We start from the raw sequence: 25,331 nt of genomic DNA, 5'->3' as shown, positions 1-25,331 counted from the left end.
CGACGGACCAGTTCCGGCAGGATTTCAGCCGCGTTGCCGAGCAGGGCGACGGAAATGGCCAGGCCTTCCTTGGTGTATTTGGCGATACGCGCCAGGGCGTCGTCGAGGTCCTTGGCTTGCTCATCGACATAACGGCTGTTCAGGCGGAAATCGATGCTGCTCTGCTGGCATTCGATGTTCAGCGAGCAGGCGCCGGCCAGGGTCGCGGCCAGCGGTTGGGCACCGCCCATGCCGCCGAGGCCCGCGGTCAGGACCCAACGACCTTTCAGGTTGTTGTCGTAGTGCTGGCGACCGGCTTCGACGAAGGTTTCGTAGGTGCCCTGGACGATGCCCTGGCTGCCGATGTAGATCCAGCTGCCGGCGGTCATCTGGCCGTACATGGCCAGGCCCTTGGCATCCAGTTCGTTGAAGTGTTCCCAGGTGGCCCAGTGCGGTACCAGGTTGGAGTTGGCGATCAGCACGCGCGGGGCGTTGCTGTGGGTCTTGAACACGCCGACCGGCTTGCCGGATTGCACCAGCAGGGTCTCGTCGTCATTCAGGTTGGTCAGGCTCTCGACGATCTTGTCGTAGCATTCCCAGTTGCGCGCGGCCCGGCCGATACCGCCGTAGACCACCAGCTCCTTGGGGTTCTCGGCCACTTGCGGGTCGAGGTTGTTCATCAGCATCCGCAGCGGCGCTTCGGTCAGCCAGCTCTTGGCGGTCAGCTTGTTGCCACGGGCGGCGCGGATTTCGACGTCACGGCGCTTCGTAGGCTTGCGGGTATTATCGGTCACGAAAAAAACTCCTCTGCGATCAATCCAAACCAGCCCGGGCAGTGGGCGAGCTTGTGCGGGAACATCCGTCACAAGCGCAAATCAGGGTGGTGCGCAGATCTCCCTGATCACTCATACGCACACACATTTACTTGTACATACAAGCATATGCAATCAAGCGGCCAACTTTTGGGTCGCCGCCCAATAAAACTCGGGATTTGGCTGCAGCGCGCCTGATACAAGGGCTTGGCGGGAGCGGTTTTTTTTCGGAGGGATTTTGCGACGGTGTCCCGACTGTTACTTGAGCCTGAAATTGCGCCACGCTGGGGCGCTCGGTGACAGTTTGGGAGATGTTGGTGCGCGATGGGAAACAGCTGGAGCGAATGGGTTTGTGGCGAAGGGTGACGCGGGGAACAGGAAAGTGCCGAGATCGATCCGGGCTCGGCTCCAAGGCCATCCTTCAGTCGTCGAGAGGCAACGAAACAGCCAGAAGGTCGGCCTTGGCGCCTGAGCATTTACTGCAGGTTTTTCCGTACCGTGGCCAGTACTTCACCGCTACGGACCTGTTCGGTGACACTCACCATGTCCGAATAGAAGGCACGATCATGCTCGGCGACCGGCACGCGGCTGCGCACCAGGTCATAAACCGCCCGGGTGACGCTGGAAGCCTTGCGCACATCATGGAAGTCCAGGGCCTGGCAGCCCACCAGCAGCTCGATGGCCAGCACCGACTCAAGCTTCTCGGAAACCTTGTAGGCCTTGATGGCGGCGTTATAAGCCAGGCTCACCAGGTCTTCCTGGTTAGCGCAGGTCGAGAAACTGTCGACAGAGGAGGGGAACGACAGCGCCTTCATTTCCGCATACAGGCCCGCCGCGGTGTATTGAAGGATCATGTAGCCGCTGTTAAGGCCCGGGTTGCGCACCAGGAAGGCCGGCATTTCGCTGAAGTGCGAGTTGACCATGCGGTCGATACGGCGCTCGGAAATCTTCGCCAGGTTGGCCAGTGCCACGCACAGCGAATCCGCCGACAGGCCGATGTAGCTGCCGTCGAAGTTGGCGCCGGAGATGGCAATGCCGTCGCCGTCCTCCAGTGGGTAGATGATCGGGTTGTCGCCCGAGGAGTGGATTTCGTTCTCGATATTTTCCCGGGCGTGATCGATGAATCTTTTCGAAGCCCCGTGCACCTGGGGAATGGCGCGCAGGCTGTAGGCGTCCTGAAGCCGGTAGTCGATGTTCTCGGCGATCAGTTGGCTGTCATGCAGCATCGCCTTTATATCCCTGGCGGTTTGCGCCTGTTCCTTGTGCGCCTTGATCGAGTGGTAGCGGGGGTCGAAGGCCCGAATCGTACCCTTCAACGCTTCCAGCGAAAGCGCTGCGGCGACGTCGGCCAGGGAGGCGGTCTGCATGGCGTTGTAGAGGGCGAGGATAGCGATGGCGGTCACCGACATGGTGCCATTGAGCATGGCCAGGCCTTCCTTGCACTGCAGGTCAGTCGGTTGCAGGCCGACCTGTGCCAGTGCGGTGGCACCGTCCACCCATTCGCCGCCATTGACCCGGGCTTTGCCTTCGCCCAGCAGGACCAGGGCCAGGTGCCCCTCGACGGCCAGGTAGCCCACCGAACCCTCGCCCGGTGCAAACGGCACGACTTCGTTGTTGAGCAGGCCGGCAATCAGCTCCAACAGCTCCAGGCGCACCCCCGAGAAGCCTTTGCCCAGGCTGATCAGGAGCATCAACTGGATCGCCCGTACCTGTTCACGCTTGAGTGGTTCGCCCACCGCGACGGCGTGGGAGCGCACGATGTTGACCTGGAGTTCCTTGGCATGCTGCGGCGAAATCACATGGCGAACGTTATCGCCGAACCCGGTGGTCACCCCATAGACCAGGCGATTCTCATCGAGGAAACGCTCGACCAGGCCACGGGACCTTTTCACGCGGTTCTTGTAGGCCTCGGAAAACGACACCTTGGCGCAATAGCGGGCGACCGCGACGAACTCTTCGATGGAAGGCTCTCTATCGCCGAGAACGACCTGAGTGATCTGTTGAGGATGAGCTTTCATTGCGAACTCCCGGGAAACGAAGTGATTGAGGGGGCCGGACTGGCCAGGCCGTCGCTCGATTGAGCGTGGGAGCAGGCTAAGGTGATTTTTATATGAAGAAAATATGGTGATTTCTGTCAGTTTTAATAGAATTTCTAAACTTTAAAACGCCTTCGAGAGTTTTGCATCGCCATGAGCCGCTTACCGCCCCTACGCGCCCTCCAGGTCTTTGAAACCGTCGGTCACTGCGGCGGCATCTCCCACGCCGCAAGACGCTTGAACCTCTCCGTGGGGGCGGTGAGTCAGCAGATGAAGTTGCTCGAGGAGGCGCTGGGCATGAACCTGACGGTCAAGGAGGGGCAGCGCCTGCGGCTGAACGCCATTGGCCTGCGTTTTCATGCGCGCTGTTCTTCGGCCTTTGAAGAGTTGAGAGCCGCCGTTTCCGAGGTGGAGCGCTCGAAGAATCCGAACAATCTGTATGTCAGCGGCCTGCCTTCGCTCATGACCAAGTGGCTGGCGCCCCTGACCTACGAATGGCAGCATGAGCATGCGGATCTGGACATCTATCTGGACAGCACGCTGGCGGATACCTCGGAGGAGGAAAACGCCGATTTTCGTATCGGTTACGGCGAGCCCGGCCAATATGCCGAGCATAGCGTCGTGCTGTTCCGCGACTGTGTGGTGCCGGCCTGCTCGCCGACGCTGTTAGCGCTTCCAGGCTACCCAGGTCATGTGGAACAGGCCGCTGACCTGCTCCAGTACCCACTGATCCGTATCGATTCGCGGCCGAAATTCGACTCACCGCCCTCGTGGGCCGAATGGTTCGAGCGCGAAGGCGTTGCCGTCGAGCAGGCGATTGTCATCCGTCGCAGTTTTTCTTCGTCCAGCCTGGCGATCCAAGCCGCCATCGATCACCAGGGCGTTGTGCTGGCGCAGTTCTCCATGATTGCCCGTGATGTCGACGAAGGGCGCCTGGTCATTCCCTGGCAGCGAGCCATGCCGCTTCCCTCGCCGTATTACCTGAGCTGGCACCCCAACACCCTGCAGAAAGCGCAATGCCGGGCTTTTCAGCGCTGGTTGCTCGGCCGGGGCAGGGCCCAGGAGGAAATTACCGACGCCTTGATGGTTTCCCTCTGATCGAGGCAAAACCAGGTATCGTGAATATTGGGTCGGGCTTTGGTAAATTCGCCTCCGTTAACGGACTGTGGTACACGGCAGCTTCAGATACTGAGTTTCAGATTCGGAAAGGTTCATGGCAAAGAAACCCGCGGCGTCCTCCACCGACGCATCAATGACAGCGTCCAGGAAGGGCTCCAGCCTGACCCTGATCGATGTGGCAAAGGTGGCAGGCGTTTCGCCGATGACCGTTTCCAGGGCCTTGCATCGACCGGAGCTGGTCACCGAGGACACTCGGGAAAAGGTCCGTGAGGCGGTGCGCAAGACCGGCTATGTTTCCAACATGTTGGCCGGGGGCCTGGCGAGCAACAAAAGCCGTCTGGTGGCGATTTTCCTGCCGACCATTGCCAACTCCATTTTTGCCGACACCGTGCAGTCACTCATGGACCGCCTGACTCAGGCGGGCTATCAAACCTTGCTGGGCCTGACGGGCTACTCCGCCGAGCAGGAAGAAAAGCTGCTGGAAGCGGTACTCGGCCGGCGTCCGGACGGTATCGTCCTGACCGGCACGCTCCACACCGAATCCAGTCGTCTGCGACTCGCTCAGGCGGGTATCCCGGTGGTGGAGTCCTGGGACTTGAGCGAGGCCCCCCTGGACATGCTGGTGGGTTTCTCCCATGAAAAAGTCGGGGAGGAAACCGCGCGGCACCTGCTGAAAAAGGGCTACAAGCGCTTCTCGGTGGTGACCATCAGCGACCCCCGCGGCCTGCGTCGCTGCAATAGCCTGATTGCCGAGCTCAAGCGCCAAGGTATCGAAGAAGTGCCGATGGAGGTCCTGGCGCCGCCGGCCACCCTTGAAGTGGGCAGGGAAGGGCTGCGCCGCCTGCTCGAGCAGCCGGTGTCGCCCGACATCGTGGTGTGCAGCTCCGACACCGTGGCGCAAGGGGTTCTGGCGGAAGCCGCCAGTCGCGGGATGAATGTGCCCGCGGATCTCGCCGTGATGGGCTTCGGCGATCTGAGCAGCGCGGCGCAGGTTCACCCGGCCTTGTCGACCGTCAGCGTCGACGGCAAGAACATCGGTCTGCAAGTGGCCCAGGCGCTGCTGGAGCGCTTCGCCCATCCCGCCGGCAGCCATGATCCCGTGCGAATCGACACCGGCTTCACCCTTATCGACCGCGCCAGTACCTGATCGGGAAAATCGCCTTTGCCGACGAACACCTGGTTGAATGATTGCGCAATCAGTGTAGTATCGACGCAAAGGTCATCGGCTCCGCCCGGCAGGACCTTTTTTTGAATCTCGCAATGATTGCGCAATCATCTGGCGATCATGCCGCTATCAGGAGTCGTAAGGGCGACATGGATTCACTGCTGCACTCACAATAAGGAAAATAATAGTGATCAAGCCTACGCAATCGGTAGCGAAGACCCACGTCCGCTATCTCATCCTGGTGATGATTTTCATCGTCACCGTGTTCAACTACGTGGATCGGGCCACGCTGTCCATTGCCGCCCCCAGCATGCGCACCGATCTTGGCTTCGATGCCATGACCCTGGGCATCGCGTTCTCGGCCTTCGGCTGGGCCTACACCTGGATGCAGCTCCCCGGCGGCATCGTCCTCGACCGCTTCGGCTCCCGTCTCGTGCTCGGCATGAGCCTGATCGTCTGGTCGGTCTTTACCTTCCTGCAGGGCTACGTCGACCTGTTCGGTTCGGCTTTCCTGGCGCTGTTTGTGCTGCGCTTCATGATGGGCGTTGCCGAGGCGCCGGCGTTTCCAGCCAACAACCGCCTGACGGTGATGTGGTTTCCGCGTCATGAACGAGGCTTGGCCACGGCGGTGTTCCAGTCCGCCCAGTATTTTGCCCTGGCGGCGTTCACCCCGCTGATGGTCTGGCTGGTGAGCACCTGGGGCTGGCAGCACGTGTTCTGGGTCACCGGTGCCGCGGGTATCCTGATCGGCTTGCTGTGGTTCCGGATGGTTCAGGAGCCGCGCAAGGACAAACGTGCCAACCAGGCTGAAATCGACTACATCGAAGCGGGGGGTGGCTTACCCACCATCGGTGACCTGAAGACCCCCTTCAGTTGGAAAAGAATGAAGGCCATCGGTGGCAACCGCATGATGGCAGGCATCTATCTGGGCCAGTTCTGCCTGACCTCGATCACCTGGTTCTTCCTGACCTGGTTCCCGACGTACCTGATCGAAGCCAAGGGCATGACCCTGTTGAAGGTAGGGCTGGTTGCCGCGATTCCACCTATTGCCGGTTGCCTGGGAGGCATGGTCGGCGGTGTCTGGTCGGACTGGATGCTGCGCAAGCACTTCAGCCTGACCGCAGCCCGCAAGACGCCGATCATCTGTGGCCTGTTGCTGTCGAGCAGCATCATGGTCGCCAACTACACCCAGTCGGTCACGTTGGTCATTCTGGTGATGTCCGTCGCCTTCTTCGCCAAAGGTGTCGGCAACCTCGGCTGGTGCATCGTGGGCGACGTTTCGCCCGCTCGGGCCATGGGTGTCAGCGGGGCCATGTTCAACTTCTGCGGGAACCTCGCCAGCATCGTGACCCCGATCGCCATCGGCGTGATGATCAACCAGCTGGGCTCTTTCGATGTCGCGTTGATGTACGTCGCCGGCATGGGGCTGCTGGGCGCGTTTTCCTATCTGTTCATCGTCGGGCCACTCAAGCGCCTGGAGCTCGATGACTTTGCCGATCCACCGGCCAGGCCCGTCGAAGACGCTCGGGCGGACACCGAACTGGTACACCCGCGTACCTGATCGCTTCTCAAACCCTGATCACTGTTCAAGGAGAGCCCACATGCTCGCGCAACAACAACCTATCAAGTCCTCCGACGATGACCGTATTGCCTGGGTGCGGGTGTCTTCGGTGATCCTGCCGCTGGCCAATCCGATCAGTGATGCGAAGGTGCTGACGGGGCGGCAAAAGCCGATGACCGAAATCGCGATCCTGTTCGCTGAAATCGAAACCATCGACGGTCATCGCGGCCTCGGCTTCAGCTACTCGAAGCGTGCCGGCGGGCCGGGGCAATTCGCCCATGCCCAGGAAATCGCGCCTGCGCTGATCGGCGAAAACCCGAGTGACATTGCCAAACTGTGGACCAAGCTGTGCTGGGCCGGCGCGTCGGTGGGGCGTAGCGGGCTGTCGACCCAGGCCATCGGCGCGTTCGACGTGGCGTTGTGGGATTTGAAGGCCAAGCGTGCCAACCTTTCGCTGGCCCGCCTGCTCGGGGCTCAACGTGACTCCGTGCGCTGCTACAACACCTCGGGCGGCTTTCTTCACACGCCTCTGGATCAGTTGATGAAGAACACCGACTTTTCCCGTGAAAAGGGGATTGGCGGTATCAAGCTGAAGGTCGGGCAGCCGGATTGCGCCATCGACATCCAGCGCGTGAGCACGGTTCGCAAACACCTGGGCGACCACTTCCCGTTGATGGTGGATGCCAACCAGCAATGGGATCGTCCGACTGCCCAGCGCATGTGCCGCCAGTTCGAAGCGTACAACCTGATCTGGATCGAAGAGCCGCTGGACTGCTACGACGCCGAAGGTCACGCCGCCCTGGCAGTGCAATTCGACACGCCGATCGCCACCGGTGAAATGCTCACCAGCGTTGCCGAACACGCCGAGTTCATCAAGCTGCGCGGCGCCGATTTCCTGATGCCTGACGCGCCACGGGTGGGGGGGATTACGCCTTACCTGAAGGTGGCGGCCATGGCCGAGCAAGCGGGCCTGATGCTGGCGCCGCACTTCGCCATGGAACTGCACGTTCACCTGGCGGCGGCCTACCCGACCGAACCCTGGGTTGAGCACTTCGAATGGCTCGAACCGCTGTTCAACGAGCGTCTGGAAACCCGCGACGGGCGCATGCTCGTGCCGACCCGTCCCGGTTTGGGGCTGACACTCAGCGAGCAAGTCGGACCCTGGACGGCTCAAGAGGCCGAGGTCGGGATTCGCCCATGACGCCGCTGTTCATCGGCGAAAATCAGACTGCAAGGGCGCATTGAGTGTGAGTCGACCTACGGCAGCGGGCAAGGCTTAAACGAAACCGACGGCGTGTCGCCCTTGGTTTTATCGGGTCGTCAGTGCTTCGAGTGTTTTTTGCAGTTGGCTGATGTCCATTGGCTTTTGCATGCATTCATTGAAGAGGGATGCCTGGCACTTTCCTCGCACCTCCTCCAGAGGGTTGGCGGTAATGGCTATGATGGGGGTGGTGCTGGGATCAAACCCGTGCTGGCGAATTTTCATGGCTGTTTCAATACCGTCCATTCCTGGCATCTGAATATCCATCAGGATGGCGTCGTAGGATTTGCACAGCATGCCCAATGCTTCATAGCCATTGCTGGCCAGGCTGACGCTGCAGTCAAGGCTTTGCAGAATCTTGCAATGAAATTCGCGTACCCGCTCATCATCGTCGACGACCAATATGGAGAGCCATTTGCTCGGTTTCGAGGGGGGGGCGATGGAGGGGGTCTCCGTGGCCTGCTCTGCAATACATTGAAAAAACTTGAGCATGTCCGCACCTGAAAGCTCAAGGTCGGAGCAGCTGCTTTCAAAATGCGCCATGAACTGCTTCATTTGTTCCACGGTCATGCTGTCCGCCTTCCTGGCCCCAGCCTTGAGCTTCCAGAAAGTACCCATGATGTCTGTCAAAGGCTCAAGCAGATGACGGCTGAGGGTTTGCTTGCTGATCGGGAGTCTGATGCTGTTCGGATGGGGGTTTTGGCACATGAGAGCTCCCTCTGTTCCCTGGGATAATTTGCTTTGTGATTCGCTTTAAAATTTATAAAGCGAATATGCTTGTCATTCAACAGGTCTTTAAGTCATTTGTTGCTGATATTAATGTAGGTTAATTCTTCACACTGTATAGGAAGTTTGTTTTATCTGTGTGGGTGGGTTAATTTTTTGGTATATCCATTGCCAAGCTAGGCAAAATATGTAGAAATTGATTCAATCAAAGACTGAAGGCCCACCTATGTGTATTGATAAGACATGGCATCTAGCCGTCACTGAAGAAGAGGTGGATTGGGCCGAGTGTGAGCTGCAGCTCTGGAGGGCTTTTAATGCGTTCAAGCGTTGGCAGTTGGAGTGTGAAAAAATGGTCAACGACAGCACCTTGTCAATCGATGAGCTGGCGGTGCTTCATGTTATTCGCATGAATGATCGGCCCAAGACGATTGCCGAGGTGGGGCGGTTGTTGAATCGTCCTGATCACTTCAATATTAACTACAGTATTACAAAGCTCAGTGAGCGAGGGCTGGTGAGGAAATACCAGCCGCTCAAGAACAAACAGTTGCAGCTCAGCGTGACCGAGGAAGGTCGGAGGAATACAGACCAGTATACAGAGGCTCGTAAGAGTGTACTGTTTGGGGAGTTTTCACGCGAAATCAGCGCTATCAACCTCAAGGGGCTTGTTCTCGGGCTCAGGCAGATCAAGGGAGTGTATGAAGAGGCCCATCGAGCGGCTTCGATTTATAAGTCCGTCAATGCGGAGTCCGGTTGAGTTCGGTTTAAATTTGCGAGGATCATTCAATGAGAAAAATTGCCATTGTGGGGGCGGGGCAGGCTGGGCTTTTGCTGGCCATTGCCCTTAAAAAAAAGGCTATGACGTAACGTTGTTCAGCGATCGAACGGCTGAGCAAATTCGCCATGGACGCATCCTGTCCAGCCAGGGGATGTTCGATACGGCTTTACAGATTGAGAGGCGCTGGGGGCTCAATTTATGGGATGACGAATGCCCCTGGAATACTTCTGTCACTTTTACATTGGGCGAGCCGGGCGCTGCTCGAAAAGACGTTGAGTGGAAAGGGCGAACGCAAAGACCCTTTCAGTCGATTGATCAGCGACTCAAGTTTTCCCGTTGGCTTGATATTTTTCAACGTCTCGGAGGGTGTTTAATCGTCCAGCGTGTCGCGTTGGCAGACCTTGATGAAATTTCCAAGTGGCACGAGTTAACGATTGTCGCCAGCGGTAAAGGTGAGATCGGTCAATGTTTTACGCGTGATCGTCAACGCTCGATGTTTGACCGGCCTCAGCGAACGCTTGCCTGCCTGTATGTAACGGGGATGTTGCCGGCTGAAAGTTTTCCCGGCGTTCGAGTCAATGTCATTCCTGAGGTCGGAGAGTATATCACGATGCCTGGTTTAACCTTGGGCGGGCGGTGTGAAATGATGTTGTTTGAGGGGATTCCCGGCCGTGCGTTTGATGCCTTGAGTGATGTGGCGGGTGTTGATGAGCAGTTGAACGTCAGTCAAGAGTTGCTTGCCCGTTATGTGCCTTGGGAGGCGGAAAGGTCTGCCAGTATCAAACTGGCTGACCGACAGGCGACCTTGAAGGGGTGTTACACACCGTCCGTGAAACATCCAACGGCCAGGATGCCGGGTGGGAAGTTTGTCTTGGGCTTGGCGGATGCTGTCGTGCTGAATGATCCGATTGCCGGTCAAGGGGCGAACACGGCGGCCAAGTGTGCCGGTGTTTATTTTGATCGGATCATTGAGCGCCATCAGGAGCCCTTTGATGAATCCTGGATGCAAGGAACGTTTGAGTGCTGTTGGCGACAGCATGCCCAGGCATCAACGGAGTGGTCCAATCTATTGCTGTTGAGCTCGTTGACGCATGTCGTGGAGCTTTTACGCTCAGCCGCACGGCTACCGAATCTGGCGGACACGGTGGCGAATGGATTCGATGATGCGAACGCTTTTTTTCCCTGGATTGCGGATCCGCTTCAAACCAGGGGAGTGATCGACAGTTTTAAATAACGCAAAAGCGCTGCTTTTTGAAGAAACAACACTGTAATAGTCGAGGAGACGAATGTGGCCATATTGGATATGCCTGTGAGAAAGGCGGGTTTTGAATTGTTGCTGAAGGAAAACAAGAGATTTGCTGACAGCTATAGAAGCAGTTGTCTCATGAGTTTGATTCAGAGCAAACAGATGGAAAACAAAGAGAATAGAGAGCGCTTGCTGGATGCCATCCAGATATTTTCAGATTACTTCCAGAAAACCATCATGTTGAGAAGTGCTCTTTGTGACGATCGTAAATTCCTGTCGGTTGTGCAAGCGCATCTGAACGAGGAATTTGGTCATAATTTCAAGTTGATGAAGGATAGAAAATACCGGGCGCCGGTCTGGCATCCTGTGCTGGAGGCTACGGCGGCCTGGTTTTCCTGGAAAATGCTCACGCTGGATAATGACGAAAAAACCGTGCTGATTCACCTGGTCCTGGAGGCGAGCGCCAATATATTTTTCAGTGCCGCTCACAACGTCATGCGCGATTATGGTGAAACGGACTATTTTGAGGTTCATGCGGATGCGGATGCCAGGCACGAACAGATGGGCAGTGAGCTGTTGGACGGTCTTTGCGCGGAAAAATATGTGAACCTGATGACCATACAGCAACAAGGTTGGGCGATGTTGAACGCTGCATGTGATCAAATCGCCCACTTGAGTACCCATTCCTGATTTGCCCAGCTCTTCGCAGTACCGGTAAGACGTGCGAATCTTCGCACTGCTGATCACCAAGAGGGGCGTCATGCCTGAAAACCTTCGATCCATCCCACGTACCATCTGGGCACTCGGCTTTGTCAGCCTGTTCATGGATCTCTCGTCGGAGCTGGTGCATGCCCTCTTGCCCGTCTATCTGGTGGGAACCTTGGGCATCAGTATGTTGGCCGTCGGTATCATCGAGGGGGTCGCGGAGGCCACGGCGCTGATCGTGAAGGTATTTTCCGGGGCGCTCAGCGATTTCATCGGTCGCAGAAAGGAATTGCTGCTGCTGGGTTACGGCCTCGCGGCCCTGACCAAACCGCTGTTTCCGCTGGCGGCGTCGGCGCAACTGGTGTTTACCGCACGAATCCTCGACCGGATCGGCAAGGGGATACGCGGTGCACCGCGTGATGCGCTGGTTGCGGATGTTGCGCCTGCGGCAATACGTGGCGCGTGCTTCGGGCTGCGCCAGTCGATGGATACCCTTGGCGCGTTCCTGGGGCCGTTGCTGGCGATTGTGCTGATGATCGGCTTTGCCGGCGAGATTTCCCGGGTGCTCTGGTTTGCCGTGCTTCCCGCCGCGGTTGCCGTCGGTCTGTTGCTGTTCGGGGTCAGTGAACCCGGGCACGGGGCGGGGAGGCAGCCGTTGCGCTCGCCTATACGATTCCAATCGTTGACACGTTTTCCCCGGGACTACTGGTGGGTGGTGTCCATCGGCGCGGCCTTTACCCTGGCGCGTTTCAGCGAAGCCTTTCTGGTCCTGCGGGCCCAGCAGTCCGGCTTCAGCGCGACGTGGGTGCCGCTGGTCATGGTGGTGATGGCAGGGTTCTACATGCTCTCGGCCTATCCGGTGGGCAAATGGTCGGACAGTGTCAATCGAACGAGCCTGCTGGGTGCCGGTCTGGTGTTGTTGATCCTGGCGGATATCGTCCTGGCCGATGCGCAATCCATTGTCGCGCTACTCCTGGGGGTCGCCCTGTGGGGGCTGCACATGGGCTTCAGCCAGGGCATCCTGGCCACGCTGGTGGCGGACACCACGCCCGCTGACCTGAAAGGCACGGCCTTCGGGGTGTTCAATCTGGTCAGCGGGGGCGCCTTGCTGCTGGCCAGTGTCATCGCCGGTTGGCTGTGGCAGGTCCATGGCGCGGCGGCGACGTTCTACGCCGGTGCGGCCTTTTCGGCGGCGGCGTTGATCCTGTTGTGCGTCAGGTATCGTCGCGGATGAAAAAAACACCGCGCAGGGCACACTGCTGGAGTCCGTGAGGCATACTCTGCGCCGCCGAGATGAAGAGGATCAAACCATGTTGTTGAGTAAGCGCGAGCAGGCGCAGATCGAGCGTCGCCTGGTCGCCACCCTGACCGAGGCCTGCGAGACGGCCAAGGCCCGGATCGTGGGGTTTGCCTGGTTGACCCACGAGGTGGATTTCGCGCATTTTCCCACCAGTCTGCGGGTGACCTGGGTCTTCGATACCCGGGCCAACCGGGATCAGGCGCTGGCCGGCGAGTCAGCCCGGCACATGCACGAACTGACCGCCGCAGCCTTGCGCGAAGCGGAGGTTGAGGTCCATCAGGTTGCTACCCATCTGGCGTTCGACAGCGAGGAGCATTGTCAGCAGGTCAGCGCCGGCAACTGGCAGCAGCACCTTGCCCGTAGCCCACGCCCGGGGCGTCGCTGAACCATGGCCAAGGACATCGACAATCCGTGTATTTCCGTGTGCCAGCTCAACAGCGAGATGTGCCTGAGCTGTGGTCGTTCCAAGGAGGAGATCAAGAAGTGGAAGCGCATGAAGCGCCCCGAAAAAATGGCCGCGGTGCAACGTGCGACGCAACGCCTGAAAGGCCTGCAGAAAAAGAAGCTTTAAACCGCGTCAAAGTCCGTGGAGCGAGTCACCGCCTCCCAGGCGTCGAGTTCCACGGCATAGTGGACAAGCTTTTCCCGCACCAGCGCGAGTGCGTCACTGCCCAGCAGAAGATGAGCAGGCGGCTGGTCGCTGGCGATCAAGGCGAGTATGGCCCTGGCTGCCTTGACGGGGTCGCCCAGCTGTTTGCCGCTCTTGGCTTCGCGGGCCGTTCTGATGGGATCGAACAGTGCGTCGTAATCGGCGATGCTGCGTGGCGAACGGACCATGGAGCGGCCTGCCCAATCGGTACGAAACGATCCAGGTGCAACGGCCGTCACCGCAATGTTGAACGGCTTGAGTTCCTTGCCCAGGGCTTCAGAGAGGCCTTCCAGCGCGAATTTGCTACCACAGTAGTCGGCAACGCCGGGCAGGGTGATGAACCCACCCATGGAGGTGATGTTGATGATGTGCCCCCGACGGCGCTGGCGCAGATAAGGTAGCAGCGCTTTGGTTACCGCCACGGCCCCAAAGACATTGACGTCGAACTGGTGCCGTATTTCTGCGAGTGACGATTCCTCGAAAATACCCTCGTGGCCGTAACCCGCGTTGTTGACCAGGACGTCGATCGGTCCCAGTGACGACTCCATCTCGACAATTGCCGGATCGATACGCTCAAAATCAGTGACATCGAGCAGGCGCCCGAAGGCTTGGGAGGGGGCCAGGGCTTCAAAGGTCTGTCTCGCCGATTCGCTGCGTACCGTACCGATCACGCGATGGCCGACGGCAATGGCCTCTATGGCGAGCGCTCGCCCGAAGCCGCTGCTGACGCCGGTGACAAGAAGGGTTTTGACTGACGACATGCTGATTTCTCTCGTGGGGATGGAGGGATTCGGCAACAGGATGTCCTGTGTACGAATGACTCGACTGTAGTCCTCATGCCGTGGGAAGGAGAGGTCGCTTCCTCTGAATATCTAGCCTATTCCTATGAGCGGCCTGTTATTCCTGGCCGGCCTTGAGCACAATCGACCACAGCGCGATTGAGGATGGGGGCTCGGGTGAACGCCAAGACGTGGGACCGCAGCGACGTGCGCAACCGCATGATTGCGCTGCTGGACAAGCTGACACCCCAGGAGGGTTACAACCTCACGGTACTGCCGGATGTGCGCTTCCTGCGGTCCAACCGACCGCTGAGCCTGACCCCGGTGTTCTACGAGCCGGGTATCGTCATTGTCTGCCAGGGCAGCAAGCGGGGTTTCTTCGGTGACCAGGTCTACCTCTATGATGAACAGCACTACCTCGCCGTTTCGGTGCCGGTGCCGTTCACCATGCAAACCCAGGCAACCGAGCAGGCGCCGTTGCTCGCCATTTACCTGCATCTGGACTTCAATGTCGCCGCGGACTTGATCCTGCAAATCGACCAGCGCGGTGGCGCCGCTTCGTGCAAACCCCAGGGCATGTTCTCGACCCCCATGGACCCATCGATGAGCGAGTCCGTTCTGCGTTTTGTCGAGGTCATGGGCCGGCCCCTGGAGGCCGAAATACTAGGGCCTTCACTGGTCCGCGAAATCTACTTTCGTGTCCTGACGGGAGAGCAGGGCGGCTCCATGCGCGCGGCTCTCACCCTGCAAGGTCAGTTCGGCAAGATCTCCAAGGCCATTCGCAAGATTCACGGGGCCTTCAGTCTCCCGCTGAGCGTGGAGCAATTGGCCGCTGAAGCGGGTATGAGCGTTCCTTCGTTCCATAGTCATTTCAAGTCGGTGACTCATACGTCACCGTTGCAATACCTCAAGTCGATCCGACTGCACCAGGCACGACTGCTGATGGTCCGGAACGAGGTGAGCGCTGCGAGCGCTTCCCAGGCAGTAGGCTACGAGAGCGCTTCGCAATTCGGTCGTGAGTTCAAGCGGCTTTTCGGAAGCAGCCCTGTTGAAGAGATAAAGCGCATGAAGGCCAGCTTTGTGATACCGCCGCCGCGAAGCTCCGGCTTCTATCGTTCCTCTCCCTGACAAGGCAGGGGGGGCGCGGCGGCGGCAGGTGCTAAGTTTGGGTTTCGAGAGCAAGCATCAGGAGTGAATCCACCGTCGTCCTGGCCACTTCCACTGACTGCATCACAGCGAAAAGCTGATGGCGAGCGGTTTCGTTATTACCTAGGTTGATGTCATCGGCGGTGTACTCGGCAGCTTCAAGCATCTGCGAAACGTTAGCCAGCACGTTCTGTAGACCGATGTCTTCGCGAATCGCTAACAGCGACGGTATCTTGGAGTGGTCTGCTTCAAAGGGTGTTCGCAGATTTATTTCGGCAGTACTTGGGTTCAGCACTTCATTGGCAGGAGGCTCTGAATCCAGCCGTGAAAAAATGGCGTTGATGCTTTGGCGAATGAAAGTTGCTTTATCTTCGCCGGTCGGATTAACCGGAAGGGAGGGCGGATCAGGTGTGATTTTCTTGATCATCTGTGCAACTCCTATATCGATGGACCGCCAACTGCTTGCTGTCAAACAAGTGAGGGTGGCAGTTGTGTGCGGGTTGACAGACCGGAGATATAGGAATCCGGCGCACCCGAGGATGCCCCGCACACAGCCGCCATATTACTCAATCGCAGGTATAAAAAAACATCTGCAATTGTAGCGATGCCGTTGGATGCGCCTATATCTTCATTTCGGTCTGTCAAAACCGGTCGCCGATTTGGCGGCGACCATGAAACGTTATCGACATGAGCGAGTCAGCTCAAGCTGACACTTCTTGCGGATATGTAGGTTTTGTCGGTGAATCAGGTCAGGAGATTGTCAATCGTTGTAGTGAGCGGCAGGGGCGGCCTGATACCAGGGCGACCCTTGCCCTAGAAAACCGCCCGCAGTGCCAATATCGCCAGGTAGATCAGGGCCACCCCGCACAGGCCATGGCTGAGCCGCTGCCAGCCGGGGGACGCGGCCTTCCGGAGCCCGTTGACCAGCGCCGCGATGATGAAACAGCAGGCCACCGAGGCGAACATGAAGCCAGCAAAGAACACCAGGGTTTGCCCGTGGGTCGGGGTCTGGCCGACGATGCCGGAGAGGGCACTGCCCAACGCGCCCCAGTAGACGACGTTTTTCGGATTGGCGATGGAAATGGTCGCGCCGGCCATGAGGGCGTTTGTGCCCGGCCGCTCGACAGCGTTTTGCGCCTCGGGCAATTGCCAGGCATCGTTCAGGCTGCGCAGGCCCAGCCACGCCAGATAGGCCGCGCAGGCGCCGGTGAGTGGAGTCCGCACCTGCTCATGTTCGAGCAGCAACGAAAGTCCGGTCAGCCCGATCACCGCCCAGAGGGCATCGCCCACCAGCGAGCCGATTTGCACCAGCAGCGCCGGCTTGAAGCCATGGAGCAACCCGCGACGCAAGGTTTCCGCCAGAACAGCCCCTGGCGACAGGCAAAACACCACACCGAAGATCAGCGCGGACAAGAAGATCGTGAGCATGAACGCTTCCAATAACCGTTTGGCGGCATTCAGGATGGCCCACCATTGTGCTGTGGGGCTCAGGATACCCAGCCTTCGGGGCGCGATCCATGGGCGCTGAAAAATATATTGTTACGTTTTTTTTGAGCATCTTGGGGTAAGTGTCTTTATGAACAGAGTCTATCGGGGTTTATTGCAGGTAGGCTGTGTAATCTATTCGCTGTGTTATGCGTAGGTTTTGTCGATTTTCTTTTAAAAGTCCAATGTATTCAGATGGTTGTGGATTAATGGTTAAGTTCACTCGCTCAGCATTAGATGGACAGCTTTCTTATTTGAGCTAGGTTGAAAGTTCTCCCTGAGTTGGAGAGCTTTCTATCAAAGGAGTGAGAAGAATGAACAAGCCGTTGTCGAAGCCCGAACTTAAACATGGTCGTGTCGTTTCGCCTGCCAGCCGCGGGTCGGTCGCCGTGGAGCTGGGGCTTCTCGGTACCTGGCAGGTCAATGAAATGGAAGGCGGAAAGAACTTTCCGTCGCTCACCGCCGGACCTTTCCCCAGGCCGTTTGAAACCGATGCCTCGAGTGTCGTCCCACCCGCTGACGGTTACATCCTCAGCGGCGGGAAAACCGACGCCCGCGACTGCATCAACTTCACCGACGAGGAATTGAGCAAGAAGCTCAACCGGCCTTATGCCTGGCCGCTGTTGAACGTCAATCCGGGGCAGACCTTCCATGTGCAATGGGAATACACCGCCGCCCACGTCACCCGGGGTTATCGCTGGTTCATCACCAAGGATGGCTGGGACCCAAAACAACGCATCAGCCGTGCGCAACTCGAAGCCCAGCCGTTTTACGAGGACTTCTACCCGCAAGTTCCGTACTACCAGCACACCGATGAATTGAAGGCCAAGGTGGAGCATGAAGTGAAACTGCCGGCGGGCAAGCAAGGTCGTCACGTCATCATCCTGTTGTGGATCGTCGCCGATACCGGCAACGCGTTCTATCAGGCGTTTGACGTGGACTTCAAATGACCTTGCTGCTGGGCAGTCGATCTCATGCAAATTTCTAAAGGACTGGAATGTGACCACTTTCGACTTTTCACTGCTTAAATCCACGGTCAGCGACGCGGCGTCAGCGATGCCCAGCCTGGCCGGGAAGAAAATCCTCATGGGTTTCTGGCATAACTGGGCCGCGGGGCCGAACGATGGCTACCAGGGCGGGAAGTTCGCCAACCTGGCGCTGACGGACGTGCCCACGGAATACAACGTGGTGGCGGTGGCCTTCATGAAAGGTAACGGCATCCCGACGTTCAAGCCCTACAACCTGTCCGATGCGGAGTTTCGTCGCCAGGTGGGTGTCCTCAACAGCCAGGGCCGCGCCGTGCTGATTTCCCTGGGGGGTGCCGATGCGCATATCGAACTGTACAAGGGTTCCGAGCAACCGCTGGCCGCTGAAATCATCCGTCTGGTGGAAACCTATGGTTTCGATGGCCTGGATATCGACCTGGAGCAGAGCGCCATTCACGCTGCCGACAACAAGACGGTGTTGCCCGCAGCCCTGAAACTGGTGAAGGACCATTACAAGGCCGAGGGCAAGCACTTCATCATCAGCATGGCGCCCGAGTTTCCCTATCTCACCCTTGCCAACGGCAAGTACCTCGATTACCTCAGCGGGCTTGAGGGCTATTACGACTTCATCGCGCCGCAGTATTACAACCAGGGCGGTGACGGGGTCTGGGTGCAGGAAGCCAACGGGGGGAACGGGGCGTGGATCGCGCAGAACAATGATGAGATGAAGGAGGATTTCCTCTATTACCTGACCGATAGCCTGGTCACCGGGACGCGGGGCTTTACCCGGATTGCGCCGGACAAGTTCGTCATTGGCCTGCCGGCCAACGTCGACGCGGCCGCGACGGGCTATGTGATCGACCCGGCGGCGGTGGTCAATGCGTTCAAGCGGCTCGATGCCGCTGGCCATTCCATCAAGGGGCTGATGACCTGGTCCGCCAACTGGGACCAAGGCCTCAGCAAGCAGCAGGTCCCTTACAACTGGGAGTTCCGCAATCGCTATGCGCCGCTGATTCATGGCGCGGCGGGGGCGGCCGAAGTGCCTGTGGGCAAACGGCAGGCCTGAGCTGAAAAACAAAACCCGGCCACTGCGCCGGGTTTTGCTTTGCATCCGTTCTCACTCAGTAGCGCCAATGCCCAGGCACCCAGACCCACTGATTACCACCCCAGCGATAATGCCCGGCAACCCAGTGATAACCCGGCGCGGGCATGACCGGCACGACTTCGACGATGGGCGGTGGTCGACGCGGATGTACCGGCTCGACAACACAGCCAGCCAGGGCGGCGGCCATCAGGGTGGCGATGAGCGCGGTCTTGAATATTCGCAGCATTGTCTGACTCCTTGCTGAACCTTGAGTGGTCGCCTGGTTGGCGGGTTTCAAGGGTTAAACGTTGCAATGGGTGGAATCCGTCGCGGCTAGAGGTTTTTCTGCAGGGCCTTGCCCTTGGCCTGACCGTGCAGATACAGGGACTCGACCAGCTTGCGGCGCTCCTCCTGGGGCAGCGTGCCGGCGAATTCCGCCAGGGTGTTGTCCACCAGCGACCGCAGGGCGACATCCGCCTCGCGCGCCTTGCCCAGGTCCGCCAGCAAGGCCGGACGGTCCAGTGTCGGCGCCTCAAGCTGCCTGATCACATCCTGGCGCGCCTGACGACCCGCGAGGATCAGCGGTTGGCTGTCGGCTCGATTGCGCCGCAACAGCTGGCGCAGTTCACGCTGGCGTGTCTCGGGCAACTGCACCATGGCCTGGCGCAAGCCGTGCTGGTTGACGGCCGCCATGGCCGGTTGGGTATTGACTAGCCAGTGATAGACACCCCCCCCTATGCCACAGATCAGAAAGACATTGAGCATCAACGACGCCAGCAGCAGGTTCTTGAGGGTCTTGGACGGTTGACTCATTGCTCGCTTTCCTCGGCGTTTACGGTGAAGACGATGTCGGCATCGCCTTGGTCGAAGATGCTTGGCAGGGCTTCGGATGAGGTCGGCAGCGGCAGGCTCAGCGAGACCACCAGCATCCCGGTGGCGATGCCTGCCAGGCCCACGCCGACGAAGCCGATCCGGGACAGCCAGTCGGCATATCGGCTCCAGAACGAGACCGGCCTGGCGCTGCCCGCCGAAGCGGCGATACGCCGGGCCAGTGCCGGGTCGGGGGGCGCCAGCTGATAGCTGTCGAGCAGACTGTCGAGCCGCTGGGCCTGTTGCAGCGCGTCGAGTGACGCCGCATCGCCACGTTCGAGCAATCCCCGGGCGGCGGCGCGTTCGGCGGCCGGCCAGCGTTGCAGGTCCGCGCCGTAGGCGTCCGCCAGGTACGCAAATCGTTCGGGCGTCATCGTTTTCCCCTTCCTAGGCTGTCCTGGCCGTGTGTTTCGGCAAGATAGCTGCGCAGGTTGCGCCTGGCCCGCGACAGCAGGCTTTCCAGTGCATCGACGCTGATGTTCATCAGCGCCGCCGCTTCGATATTCGACAGCTCCTGGTAGTACTGCAACACGATGGCTTCGCGCTGGCGGTCGGGCAACGCGGCCAATGCGGCGGCCATCTGCTCACTGCGCGCCGCCGCTTCCAGCTGTTCATCGGGGCGGGGGGCGTTGTCGACCAGCTCGATGCCGGACTCGTCATCCTCCAGCGGGCGCTCCTTGCGCTTGCGCAGGCGATCATGACAGAGGTTCAGCACCACCCGGTGCAGCCAGGTGTCGAAACGGGCCTCGCCACTGCGCCAGCTCGCCGCCTGCCTCCAGATGCGCAGGAAGCTTTCCTGCGCCACATCCTTGGCCTCGTCGGCATCGCCCAGTATCCGGCTGGCGAGGGCGAGCAGACGGGGCAGCTTGCGCGACACCATCTCGTTGACGGCGGCCGGCTCCTTGTTGCCGATACGGGCCAGCAGCTCAACGTCCGGATCAGTTTCTTTCAATCGGGCAAGTCTCGGTCCGGGGGATGGGTTCGGGGATGACAAGGCCGGGCGGTGCAGGTGCGCCGCCCGGCCCGGGGATCAGCGGACCCAGTGTCCTTCGATCCAGCGCCAGTTAGGTCCGTGGGGCTCCCAATGGCCCGGTTCCCAGCGTGCATTGTGCATCACCCGCTGCCAGTGCCCGGGTACCCAGACGTAACCCCGGCCTTCCCAGCGCCAGTGACCACGGTCCCAGGCATAGCCGTGGCGCTCCATGGGCACGGCCTCGACGCGCATGGGCGGCGGCGCTTCGCGGATGATGACTTCGGGCTGGGCAAAAGTGGGCGTGCTGGTCAGCGCGGCGAACGCCAGCGGGATCAGCAGGAGGGCATGGCGCAATTTGGCCAGAGGTCGTGCAGGTCTCATGACAACTCCTTCAGGCTGCGTACGAAAGTGAACGCTGCTGATGGGTTTAACGATAGGTGTCGGGAAAATCCGTCGCGGGAAATTATCTTTTTTTCAACGCTGTACCCCGAGGGGCGAGGGCAGTATCGCGCAGGGGGCACGGGGGCTTCATGAAATTGCTCAGGGCTGCGACGGATTGTTCGCCGCTGTCGCGTTCAACCGGTAACCGTAGCCATCGACAGGTGCCCTGGCCCTGTGCGGTGAGCGGCTTCGTCCATTGAACCCCTTGAGGAAACCATCATGTCACGTCGTCTTTCGCTGCTGGTTGCAGCTGTCTTGCTGCTGAGTCTGAGCGGCTGTGTGATCTTGCCGGGGCATCGGGATCATTGCTGCTGGCGGTACGGGTATGTGGCGCCGCGCTAGCGCCTGATCAGGGGGCGTGGGGGATTGGATGCCCCGTGCCACCGTTGACGTCCATCGCCAGTAAGCTCGCTCCTGCAGGGGGGCGGGCCTGCCTTGACTGATCGATATTGGTACGTGTCATGAAATGAATTAATTCCCAACTTGTGTTTTGTGCTTTGCTGAGGCTGGAAAATCATAAAAAACAGGCCCATCATTCCCGTTGCTGTCTAAGCTTCACAGGTCTGCGCCGCGCCTCTTCGGGAGCGGTGGGAAATTAGCCTTCTTCCGGGAAATCATTTTGTCTAACGTCTGCTCCAGCGGCCTCGATATTGGCTTCGCTTCGCTGAATTACCTGCAAATCGGCATTCTGGGTATTATCCAGGGCATCACGGAACTGCTGCCTATCTCCTCCACCGCGCACATGCGTATCGTGCCGGCGGTGCTCGGCTGGCAGGATCCGGGTTCGGCCTTTTCCGCCGCGATGCAACTGGCCGCGCTGGCGGCGGTGGTCAGTTATTTCTGGCGCGATGTGCGTGATGTGGTCGGCGGCAGTCTCAGCGCCGTGCGCCAGCGCGACTACAACAGCCCGTGGTTCCGCCTGGCGGTGGCGATCATTCTGGCGACCATCCCTATCGGGATTGCCGGCCTGGCCCTCTCTTCGACGCTCAATGCCTGCGACTCGCCCATGCGCGGGCTGACGGTGATCGGCATTTCCTGCCTGGTGATGGCGGTGTTGATGGCGGTGTCCGAGTTCAGTGCCCGACATCAGCGTGTGGTGGGCGAGATGCGCCTGCGCGATGCACTGATCGTCGGTATCGCCCAGGTCGGTGCGCTGATTCCGGGTGTTTCCCGTTCGGGCTCGACACTGACCGCGGCGCTGTTTCTCAACTTCAAGCGTGAAGAGGCCGCCCGGTTCTCCTTCCTGCTGGGCTTGCCGGCGATCGCGCTGGCCGGGCTCAAGGAGTTGTGGGTGCTGCACCATGCGCAGATCCCGACGGAAGCCTGGACCCATCTGTTGTTCGGGCTGGTAGTGGCCAGTGTCTCGGCGTTCTGTGCGATCTGGGGCCTGATGCGCTTCCTGGAGCGCTTCTCCACCTGGCCGTTCGTGGCCTATCGCGCGGCACTGGGTATCTTCCTGCTGGTCGGGGTCAGCAACGGCTTTCTGTCGTAATCGACGGGTTTGAGCGTGGCCTGCGGGCTGCGCTCAGTTTGCCGTTCCCGGCGCATAGCGCCGGTAATGTATCCAGATACCCCTACCCATATCGTACGAAACTCAGATCTGTGGTCGGCACTTTCGATCCCTGTCCCGATGGTTTTCCGCGCGAAAAAAAGGCCCGCAAAAAGTGCGGGCCAATGGGAGGTTTCACCAAAGAAGCAGGTAGAAATATAAACAGCCTGCGCCTCGGTCACAGTGAAAGAATTTTTATTGGATGACGATTAAAATTCTTTACTTTCAATGGTTTGTGATTGAGTGGCAAGTCGCTTTTCCGACGCCCTCTGAAGATTTTTTCATGATTGGCGTCTGACCTCCGAGGGGCCTTGCACGACCCATCAGCAGCGGCGCGCTCAGGCCTGGCTGACGTCCAGCAATCGAGGCTGGGCAATCGCCGGGTAATCCTGCGTATCGAGCACCTGCGAGGTATCCAGCCATGGGGTGCTCCTCGGGTTTTCAGCGTCAGGTCAGCAGGATCAGGTCGTAGGACAGTTTGCTGATCAGGATCACCAGCAATACCAGGAACAAGGCCCGGACAAAGGGCACGCCTTTATGTGCTGCCAGCCAGGTGCCGGTCAGCGCACCCAGGATGTTGAATACTGCCATGGGGATGGCAACCAGATAGAGCACATTACCCGTCGGAATGAAGAAGATCAGCGCCGCGACGTTGGTCGCGATGTTCACCACCTTGGCCGACGCCGAGGCATGCAGGAAGTCGAAGGCGAAGCAGTGGATGAACAGGAAGATCAGGAGGCTGCCGGTGCCGGGGCCGAACAGTCCGTCGTAGAAACCGATGGCACCACCGATGACGATCGCCAGCAACTTTTCCCGGGTACCGATGCGTATGGGTTTGTGCAGGGCGCCGAAGTCCTTTTTCCAGAAGGTGTAGATCGCCATCAGCACGATCAGCACCAGCACGGCCGGGCGGATCACCGACTGAGGTACGGACGACACAGTGGCCGCGCCGCAAAAGGCCATGACAAAGGCCGCGCAGGCGGCGGGAATCACCAGGTTCCAGTTGATCACCACCTTGCGCACGAAGGACCGGATCGCGAACGCGGTGCCGCAGGCGGCCGCGAACTTGTTGGTACCCAGCAGCGCCGCCGGTTGTGCCGTGGGCAGCACGTTGAACAGCGCGGGTATCTGGATCAGTCCGCCGCCGCCTACCGCCGCATCGATCAGGCCGGCGGAGAAGGCGAATACGCAAAGGATGACAATATCGACCATGAAATCAGGCTCTGACGATAGGAGGTTGGTGAGGGGCCAGCGGCGCCACGCGTGCCGGGTCGTTGACCCCGAAGACGCGCAGCATCCAGCGGTCTTGGCCGTCGTAGCGGGGGGTGAAACCATCCCGGGCATGCAGGGTTTGTTTGCCAAAGGAGGCCGGTCGGCGGATGGCGAAGTGCGGGCGCGATAATTTTTCTTCGACGGAGGCCGGCAGCACGGACAGGGTCGCCCCGGTCATAACCGGCAGGTGCCCGATTCCCGGCACCCTGTCGTAGGTCTTGGCAGGCAGTTGTCGGGCCCTGACGATCATCGCCACTTCAGGGGCCCTGCCATTGCTATCTCATTCAGCGTTGACACGTCCTTTTGCTGATATTTGCCTACATCTCCGTGTGGGCCTCTCAATATGAGAGAGGCCAATATACTGAAGCGCCCCTCCACAGGCTATTTAAAAATGAATTGGGCCGGGTTGCTGGCGATCTTCTTCGGCCTCGATACGGCCTCCTACACCTGCGTACTGGGAGGGGGTTGGTGCCCTACCGGTTGGCTATCCGTGAAAAAGCTCTTCAGGGGGCGTGGGTGTCATTGGCGCTGGTCAGCAGCCAGCCATCCACCAGACACCAGTAACCCTGCATGACAGTGGCCCCACGCATGGCAACTTCCCGTATCTGTCTGGGCGGCAGCGTTAGCCGCTGCCCGAAGGTGTCGAGCGCATCCTTCAGGTCCGCCAGGTGCATCGGCGCGTCGCTGTAGACGATGGTCTTGATCCCTTCGCCAGCATGGCCCTGGCGGCGGGCCTGCTCGACCATGCGTTTTAGCATGGAGGGTGCCACGGACACGCTGACGTTACCCAGTCGGCGGGCCAGCTCGAACAGCTCGTCGGCCTTGAAACCTCGGGAGTCCGGGACTACATGGCGGGCGGCCCGGCGCACATGGATGAAGTTGTAGAGGCCGGCGCCGTGAGACATTGGCTCCGCGTACACCACCGCATCCTCGGCACTGATCGGATCGACATCCAGGTGATAGCACAGCGATATGGCCATTAAGTTGCCGTGACTCAGCATGACCCCTCTGGAGCGGCCGGTGGTGCTGGAGGTGTAGAACAGCCAGGCCAGGTCATCGGCATGACGTGGATAAGGTGTCCTTGGCAGCGCCGAAACCGTCGAGATGAGTGTGCCCATATCCTCACGATCCAGCTCTCGGCATCCCGGGGGTAAGGCATCGCGTGGGAACAACTGGCCGTCATCGGTGACAATCAGGCGGGCCTGTGTATCGCCGGCGACATAGCAGGCCTCGGCGGGGGGCAGTTTGCAGTTGATCGGCACCGCCACGGCGCCGACCCACCAGATGGCGTAAAGCAGTTCGAGGTATTCGCAGCAGTTCTTCATGAACAGCGCGACGCGGTCACCGGGGACAATGCCGTGCTCGTTGACCAGGTACGCGGCCCGGTGCCGGACCAGGGCGACAAAAGTGCC

General features: G+C 59.4%; 26 protein-coding genes and 2 pseudogenes. 14 read left to right on the top strand and 14 right to left on the bottom strand.

Annotated features, from left to right (window positions below; all coding sequences use genetic code 11):
* A partial coding sequence (hutU, locus tag UCMB321_RS18980; RefSeq protein WP_040069793.1) for a urocanate hydratase occupies positions 1-773 on the bottom strand: 773 nt, incomplete at its 3' end.
* Positions 774-1,267: 494 nt separating this feature from the next.
* A complete protein-coding gene (locus UCMB321_RS18975; RefSeq protein WP_040069792.1) occupies positions 1,268-2,809 on the bottom strand; it encodes an HAL/PAL/TAL family ammonia-lyase in 1,542 nt (513 codons plus the stop codon).
* 171 nt (positions 2,810-2,980) lie between these two features.
* On the opposite strand from UCMB321_RS18975, the gene UCMB321_RS18970 reads away from it, so the two are divergent.
* From UCMB321_RS18970 to UCMB321_RS18955, 4 genes are all read left to right on the top strand, one after another.
* Positions 2,981-3,925: a LysR substrate-binding domain-containing protein gene (locus UCMB321_RS18970; RefSeq protein ID WP_040069790.1), complete on the top strand. Its 945-nt coding sequence runs from the start codon at positions 2,981-2,983 to the stop codon at positions 3,923-3,925.
* Between the two features lie 115 nt (positions 3,926-4,040).
* A complete protein-coding gene (locus UCMB321_RS18965; protein ID WP_040069789.1) occupies positions 4,041-5,093 on the top strand; it encodes a LacI family DNA-binding transcriptional regulator in 1,053 nt (350 codons plus the stop codon).
* A gap of 205 nt (positions 5,094-5,298) precedes the next feature.
* Entirely contained in the window at positions 5,299-6,672 is a 1,374-nt protein-coding gene (locus UCMB321_RS18960; protein ID WP_040069787.1) for an MFS transporter, read from the top strand.
* Positions 6,673-6,712: 40 nt separating this feature from the next.
* The gene (locus UCMB321_RS18955) at positions 6,713-7,873 is read left to right on the top strand and encodes an L-talarate/galactarate dehydratase (RefSeq protein WP_040069786.1); all 1,161 of its coding nucleotides are present in this window, start codon (positions 6,713-6,715) and stop codon (positions 7,871-7,873) included.
* 108 nt (positions 7,874-7,981) lie between these two features.
* On the opposite strand, the gene UCMB321_RS18950 is transcribed toward UCMB321_RS18955, so the two are convergent.
* Entirely contained in the window at positions 7,982-8,641 is a 660-nt protein-coding gene (locus UCMB321_RS18950; protein ID WP_040069784.1) for a response regulator, read from the bottom strand.
* Between the two features lie 244 nt (positions 8,642-8,885).
* Between UCMB321_RS18950 and UCMB321_RS18945 the strand changes: the two genes are divergently transcribed.
* The 6 genes from UCMB321_RS18945 (at position 8,886) to UCMB321_RS18920 (ending at position 13,256) form a co-directional block, all read left to right on the top strand.
* Positions 8,886-9,413 carry a winged helix DNA-binding protein gene (locus tag UCMB321_RS18945; RefSeq protein WP_040069782.1) on the top strand — a complete coding sequence of 176 codons (528 nt, stop codon included), beginning with the start codon at positions 8,886-8,888 and terminating at the stop codon, positions 9,411-9,413.
* Between the two features lie 112 nt (positions 9,414-9,525).
* The gene (locus UCMB321_RS18940; protein ID WP_052451309.1) at positions 9,526-10,668 is read left to right on the top strand and encodes a styrene monooxygenase/indole monooxygenase family protein; all 1,143 of its coding nucleotides are present in this window, start codon (positions 9,526-9,528) and stop codon (positions 10,666-10,668) included.
* Positions 10,669-10,722: 54 nt separating this feature from the next.
* A complete protein-coding gene (locus tag UCMB321_RS18935; protein ID WP_040069780.1) occupies positions 10,723-11,370 on the top strand; it encodes an iron-containing redox enzyme family protein in 648 nt (215 codons plus the stop codon).
* A gap of 70 nt (positions 11,371-11,440) precedes the next feature.
* On the top strand, positions 11,441-12,619 hold the full coding sequence (locus tag UCMB321_RS18930; protein ID WP_040069778.1) for an MFS transporter: 1,179 nt from the start codon (positions 11,441-11,443) through the stop codon (positions 12,617-12,619).
* A 76-nt stretch (positions 12,620-12,695) separates the two neighbouring features.
* Positions 12,696-13,070 carry a hypothetical protein gene (locus UCMB321_RS18925; protein ID WP_040069777.1) on the top strand — a complete coding sequence of 125 codons (375 nt, stop codon included), beginning with the start codon at positions 12,696-12,698 and terminating at the stop codon, positions 13,068-13,070.
* A gap of 3 nt (positions 13,071-13,073) precedes the next feature.
* Positions 13,074-13,256 carry a DUF1289 domain-containing protein gene (locus UCMB321_RS18920; RefSeq protein WP_040069776.1) on the top strand — a complete coding sequence of 61 codons (183 nt, stop codon included), beginning with the start codon at positions 13,074-13,076 and terminating at the stop codon, positions 13,254-13,256.
* On the opposite strand, the gene UCMB321_RS18915 is transcribed toward UCMB321_RS18920, so the two are convergent.
* Positions 13,253-14,095, bottom strand: coding sequence for an oxidoreductase (locus UCMB321_RS18915; protein WP_040069774.1), 843 nt, complete (start codon positions 14,093-14,095; stop codon positions 13,253-13,255). The two genes, UCMB321_RS18920 and UCMB321_RS18915, sit on opposite strands and share 4 nt — an antisense overlap.
* A gap of 237 nt (positions 14,096-14,332) precedes the next feature.
* Between UCMB321_RS18915 and UCMB321_RS18910 the strand changes: the two genes are divergently transcribed.
* Positions 14,333-15,241: an AraC family transcriptional regulator gene (locus tag UCMB321_RS18910; protein WP_052451310.1), complete on the top strand. Its 909-nt coding sequence runs from the start codon at positions 14,333-14,335 to the stop codon at positions 15,239-15,241.
* Positions 15,242-15,272: 31 nt separating this feature from the next.
* Here the strand turns inward: UCMB321_RS18910 and UCMB321_RS18905 are convergent, their stop codons facing one another.
* Together UCMB321_RS18905 and UCMB321_RS18900 are read right to left on the bottom strand one after the other, a co-directional pair.
* Positions 15,273-15,686 (bottom strand): hypothetical protein, encoded by a 414-nt coding sequence (locus UCMB321_RS18905; RefSeq protein ID WP_040069773.1) that lies wholly within the window; start codon positions 15,684-15,686, stop codon positions 15,273-15,275.
* 386 nt (positions 15,687-16,072) lie between these two features.
* Complete coding sequence (locus UCMB321_RS18900) at positions 16,073-16,687, bottom strand: LysE family translocator (protein ID WP_040069771.1); 615 nt, start codon at positions 16,685-16,687, stop codon at positions 16,073-16,075.
* A 371-nt stretch (positions 16,688-17,058) separates the two neighbouring features.
* On the opposite strand from UCMB321_RS18900, the gene UCMB321_RS18895 reads away from it, so the two are divergent.
* Together UCMB321_RS18895 and UCMB321_RS18890 are read left to right on the top strand one after the other, a co-directional pair.
* Entirely contained in the window at positions 17,059-17,694 is a 636-nt protein-coding gene (locus UCMB321_RS18895) for a lytic polysaccharide monooxygenase auxiliary activity family 9 protein (protein ID WP_040069770.1), read from the top strand.
* Between the two features lie 49 nt (positions 17,695-17,743).
* Positions 17,744-18,775 (top strand): annotated as a pseudogene (locus tag UCMB321_RS18890) (chitinase); the annotation flags it as partial.
* Positions 18,776-18,851: 76 nt separating this feature from the next.
* Here the strand turns inward: UCMB321_RS18890 and UCMB321_RS18885 are convergent.
* The 5 genes from UCMB321_RS18885 to UCMB321_RS18865 form a co-directional block, all read right to left on the bottom strand.
* Positions 18,852-19,061: a YXWGXW repeat-containing protein gene (locus tag UCMB321_RS18885; protein ID WP_040069766.1), complete on the bottom strand. Its 210-nt coding sequence runs from the start codon at positions 19,059-19,061 to the stop codon at positions 18,852-18,854.
* Positions 19,062-19,147: 86 nt separating this feature from the next.
* Positions 19,148-19,627, bottom strand: coding sequence for a periplasmic heavy metal sensor (locus UCMB321_RS18880; RefSeq protein ID WP_040069765.1), 480 nt, complete (start codon positions 19,625-19,627; stop codon positions 19,148-19,150).
* Positions 19,624-20,058, bottom strand: coding sequence for a hypothetical protein (locus UCMB321_RS18875; RefSeq protein ID WP_040069762.1), 435 nt, complete (start codon positions 20,056-20,058; stop codon positions 19,624-19,626). The genes UCMB321_RS18880 and UCMB321_RS18875 overlap by 4 nt, the downstream gene beginning before the upstream one ends.
* Entirely contained in the window at positions 20,055-20,636 is a 582-nt protein-coding gene (locus tag UCMB321_RS18870; protein WP_040069760.1) for an RNA polymerase sigma factor, read from the bottom strand. Before UCMB321_RS18870 ends, UCMB321_RS18875 begins: the two co-directional genes overlap by 4 nt.
* A gap of 78 nt (positions 20,637-20,714) precedes the next feature.
* Positions 20,715-21,038: a YXWGXW repeat-containing protein gene (locus tag UCMB321_RS18865; protein WP_040069758.1), complete on the bottom strand. Its 324-nt coding sequence runs from the start codon at positions 21,036-21,038 to the stop codon at positions 20,715-20,717.
* A gap of 679 nt (positions 21,039-21,717) precedes the next feature.
* Between UCMB321_RS18865 and UCMB321_RS18860 the strand changes: the two genes are divergently transcribed.
* On the top strand, positions 21,718-22,590 hold the full coding sequence (locus UCMB321_RS18860; protein ID WP_040069757.1) for an undecaprenyl-diphosphate phosphatase: 873 nt from the start codon (positions 21,718-21,720) through the stop codon (positions 22,588-22,590).
* A 504-nt stretch (positions 22,591-23,094) separates the two neighbouring features.
* On the opposite strand, the gene UCMB321_RS18855 is transcribed toward UCMB321_RS18860, so the two are convergent.
* The 3 genes and pseudogenes from UCMB321_RS18855 to UCMB321_RS18845 all read right to left on the bottom strand — a co-directional run.
* Positions 23,095-23,859, bottom strand: a complete 765-nt coding sequence (locus tag UCMB321_RS18855) for a sulfite exporter TauE/SafE family protein (RefSeq protein ID WP_040069756.1) — start codon at positions 23,857-23,859, stop codon at positions 23,095-23,097.
* A 4-nt stretch (positions 23,860-23,863) separates the two neighbouring features.
* Positions 23,864-24,169 carry a hypothetical protein gene (locus UCMB321_RS18850; RefSeq protein WP_040069755.1) on the bottom strand — a complete coding sequence of 102 codons (306 nt, stop codon included), beginning with the start codon at positions 24,167-24,169 and terminating at the stop codon, positions 23,864-23,866.
* 280 nt (positions 24,170-24,449) lie between these two features.
* Positions 24,450-25,331, bottom strand: a pseudogene (locus UCMB321_RS18845) (class I adenylate-forming enzyme family protein); the annotation flags it as partial.

The sequence above is a fragment of the Pseudomonas batumici genome, assembly GCF_000820515.1.
GTDB classification, from domain to species: domain Bacteria; phylum Pseudomonadota; class Gammaproteobacteria; order Pseudomonadales; family Pseudomonadaceae; genus Aquipseudomonas; species Aquipseudomonas batumici.
The sequence above is the reverse complement of the archived record's forward strand: the minus strand, read 5'-3'. Positions and strand labels throughout refer to the sequence as shown.

Excerpts from the sequence above, each read along its gene's own strand:
- UCMB321_RS18875 (WP_040069762.1), bottom strand. The coding sequence starts at position 20,058 with ATGACGCCCGAACGATTTGCGTACCTGGCGGACGCCTACGGCGCGGAC.
- UCMB321_RS18915 (WP_040069774.1), bottom strand. The coding sequence starts at position 14,095 with ATGTCGTCAGTCAAAACCCTTCTTGTCACCGGCGTCAGCAGCGGCTTC.
- UCMB321_RS18945 (WP_040069782.1), top strand. The coding sequence starts at position 8,886 with ATGTGTATTGATAAGACATGGCATCTAGCCGTCACTGAAGAAGAGGTG.
- UCMB321_RS18855 (WP_040069756.1), bottom strand. The coding sequence starts at position 23,859 with ATGGTCGATATTGTCATCCTTTGCGTATTCGCCTTCTCCGCCGGCCTG.
- UCMB321_RS18970 (WP_040069790.1), top strand. The coding sequence starts at position 2,981 with ATGAGCCGCTTACCGCCCCTACGCGCCCTCCAGGTCTTTGAAACCGTC.
- UCMB321_RS18850 (WP_040069755.1), bottom strand. The coding sequence starts at position 24,169 with ATGATCGTCAGGGCCCGACAACTGCCTGCCAAGACCTACGACAGGGTG.
- UCMB321_RS18965 (WP_040069789.1), top strand. The coding sequence starts at position 4,041 with ATGGCAAAGAAACCCGCGGCGTCCTCCACCGACGCATCAATGACAGCG.
- UCMB321_RS18905 (WP_040069773.1), bottom strand. The coding sequence starts at position 15,686 with ATGATCAAGAAAATCACACCTGATCCGCCCTCCCTTCCGGTTAATCCG.
- UCMB321_RS18930 (WP_040069778.1), top strand. The coding sequence starts at position 11,441 with ATGCCTGAAAACCTTCGATCCATCCCACGTACCATCTGGGCACTCGGC.
- UCMB321_RS18955 (WP_040069786.1), top strand. The coding sequence starts at position 6,713 with ATGCTCGCGCAACAACAACCTATCAAGTCCTCCGACGATGACCGTATT.
- UCMB321_RS18925 (WP_040069777.1), top strand. The coding sequence starts at position 12,696 with ATGTTGTTGAGTAAGCGCGAGCAGGCGCAGATCGAGCGTCGCCTGGTC.
- UCMB321_RS18950 (WP_040069784.1), bottom strand. The coding sequence starts at position 8,641 with ATGTGCCAAAACCCCCATCCGAACAGCATCAGACTCCCGATCAGCAAG.
- UCMB321_RS18975 (WP_040069792.1), bottom strand. The coding sequence starts at position 2,809 with ATGAAAGCTCATCCTCAACAGATCACTCAGGTCGTTCTCGGCGATAGA.
- UCMB321_RS18880 (WP_040069765.1), bottom strand. The coding sequence starts at position 19,627 with ATGAGTCAACCGTCCAAGACCCTCAAGAACCTGCTGCTGGCGTCGTTG.
- UCMB321_RS18865 (WP_040069758.1), bottom strand. The coding sequence starts at position 21,038 with ATGAGACCTGCACGACCTCTGGCCAAATTGCGCCATGCCCTCCTGCTG.
- UCMB321_RS18900 (WP_040069771.1), bottom strand. The coding sequence starts at position 16,687 with ATGCTCACGATCTTCTTGTCCGCGCTGATCTTCGGTGTGGTGTTTTGC.
- UCMB321_RS18910 (WP_052451310.1), top strand. The coding sequence starts at position 14,333 with ATGATTGCGCTGCTGGACAAGCTGACACCCCAGGAGGGTTACAACCTC.
- UCMB321_RS18920 (WP_040069776.1), top strand. The coding sequence starts at position 13,074 with ATGGCCAAGGACATCGACAATCCGTGTATTTCCGTGTGCCAGCTCAAC.
- UCMB321_RS18895 (WP_040069770.1), top strand. The coding sequence starts at position 17,059 with ATGAACAAGCCGTTGTCGAAGCCCGAACTTAAACATGGTCGTGTCGTT.
- UCMB321_RS18885 (WP_040069766.1), bottom strand. The coding sequence starts at position 19,061 with ATGCTGCGAATATTCAAGACCGCGCTCATCGCCACCCTGATGGCCGCC.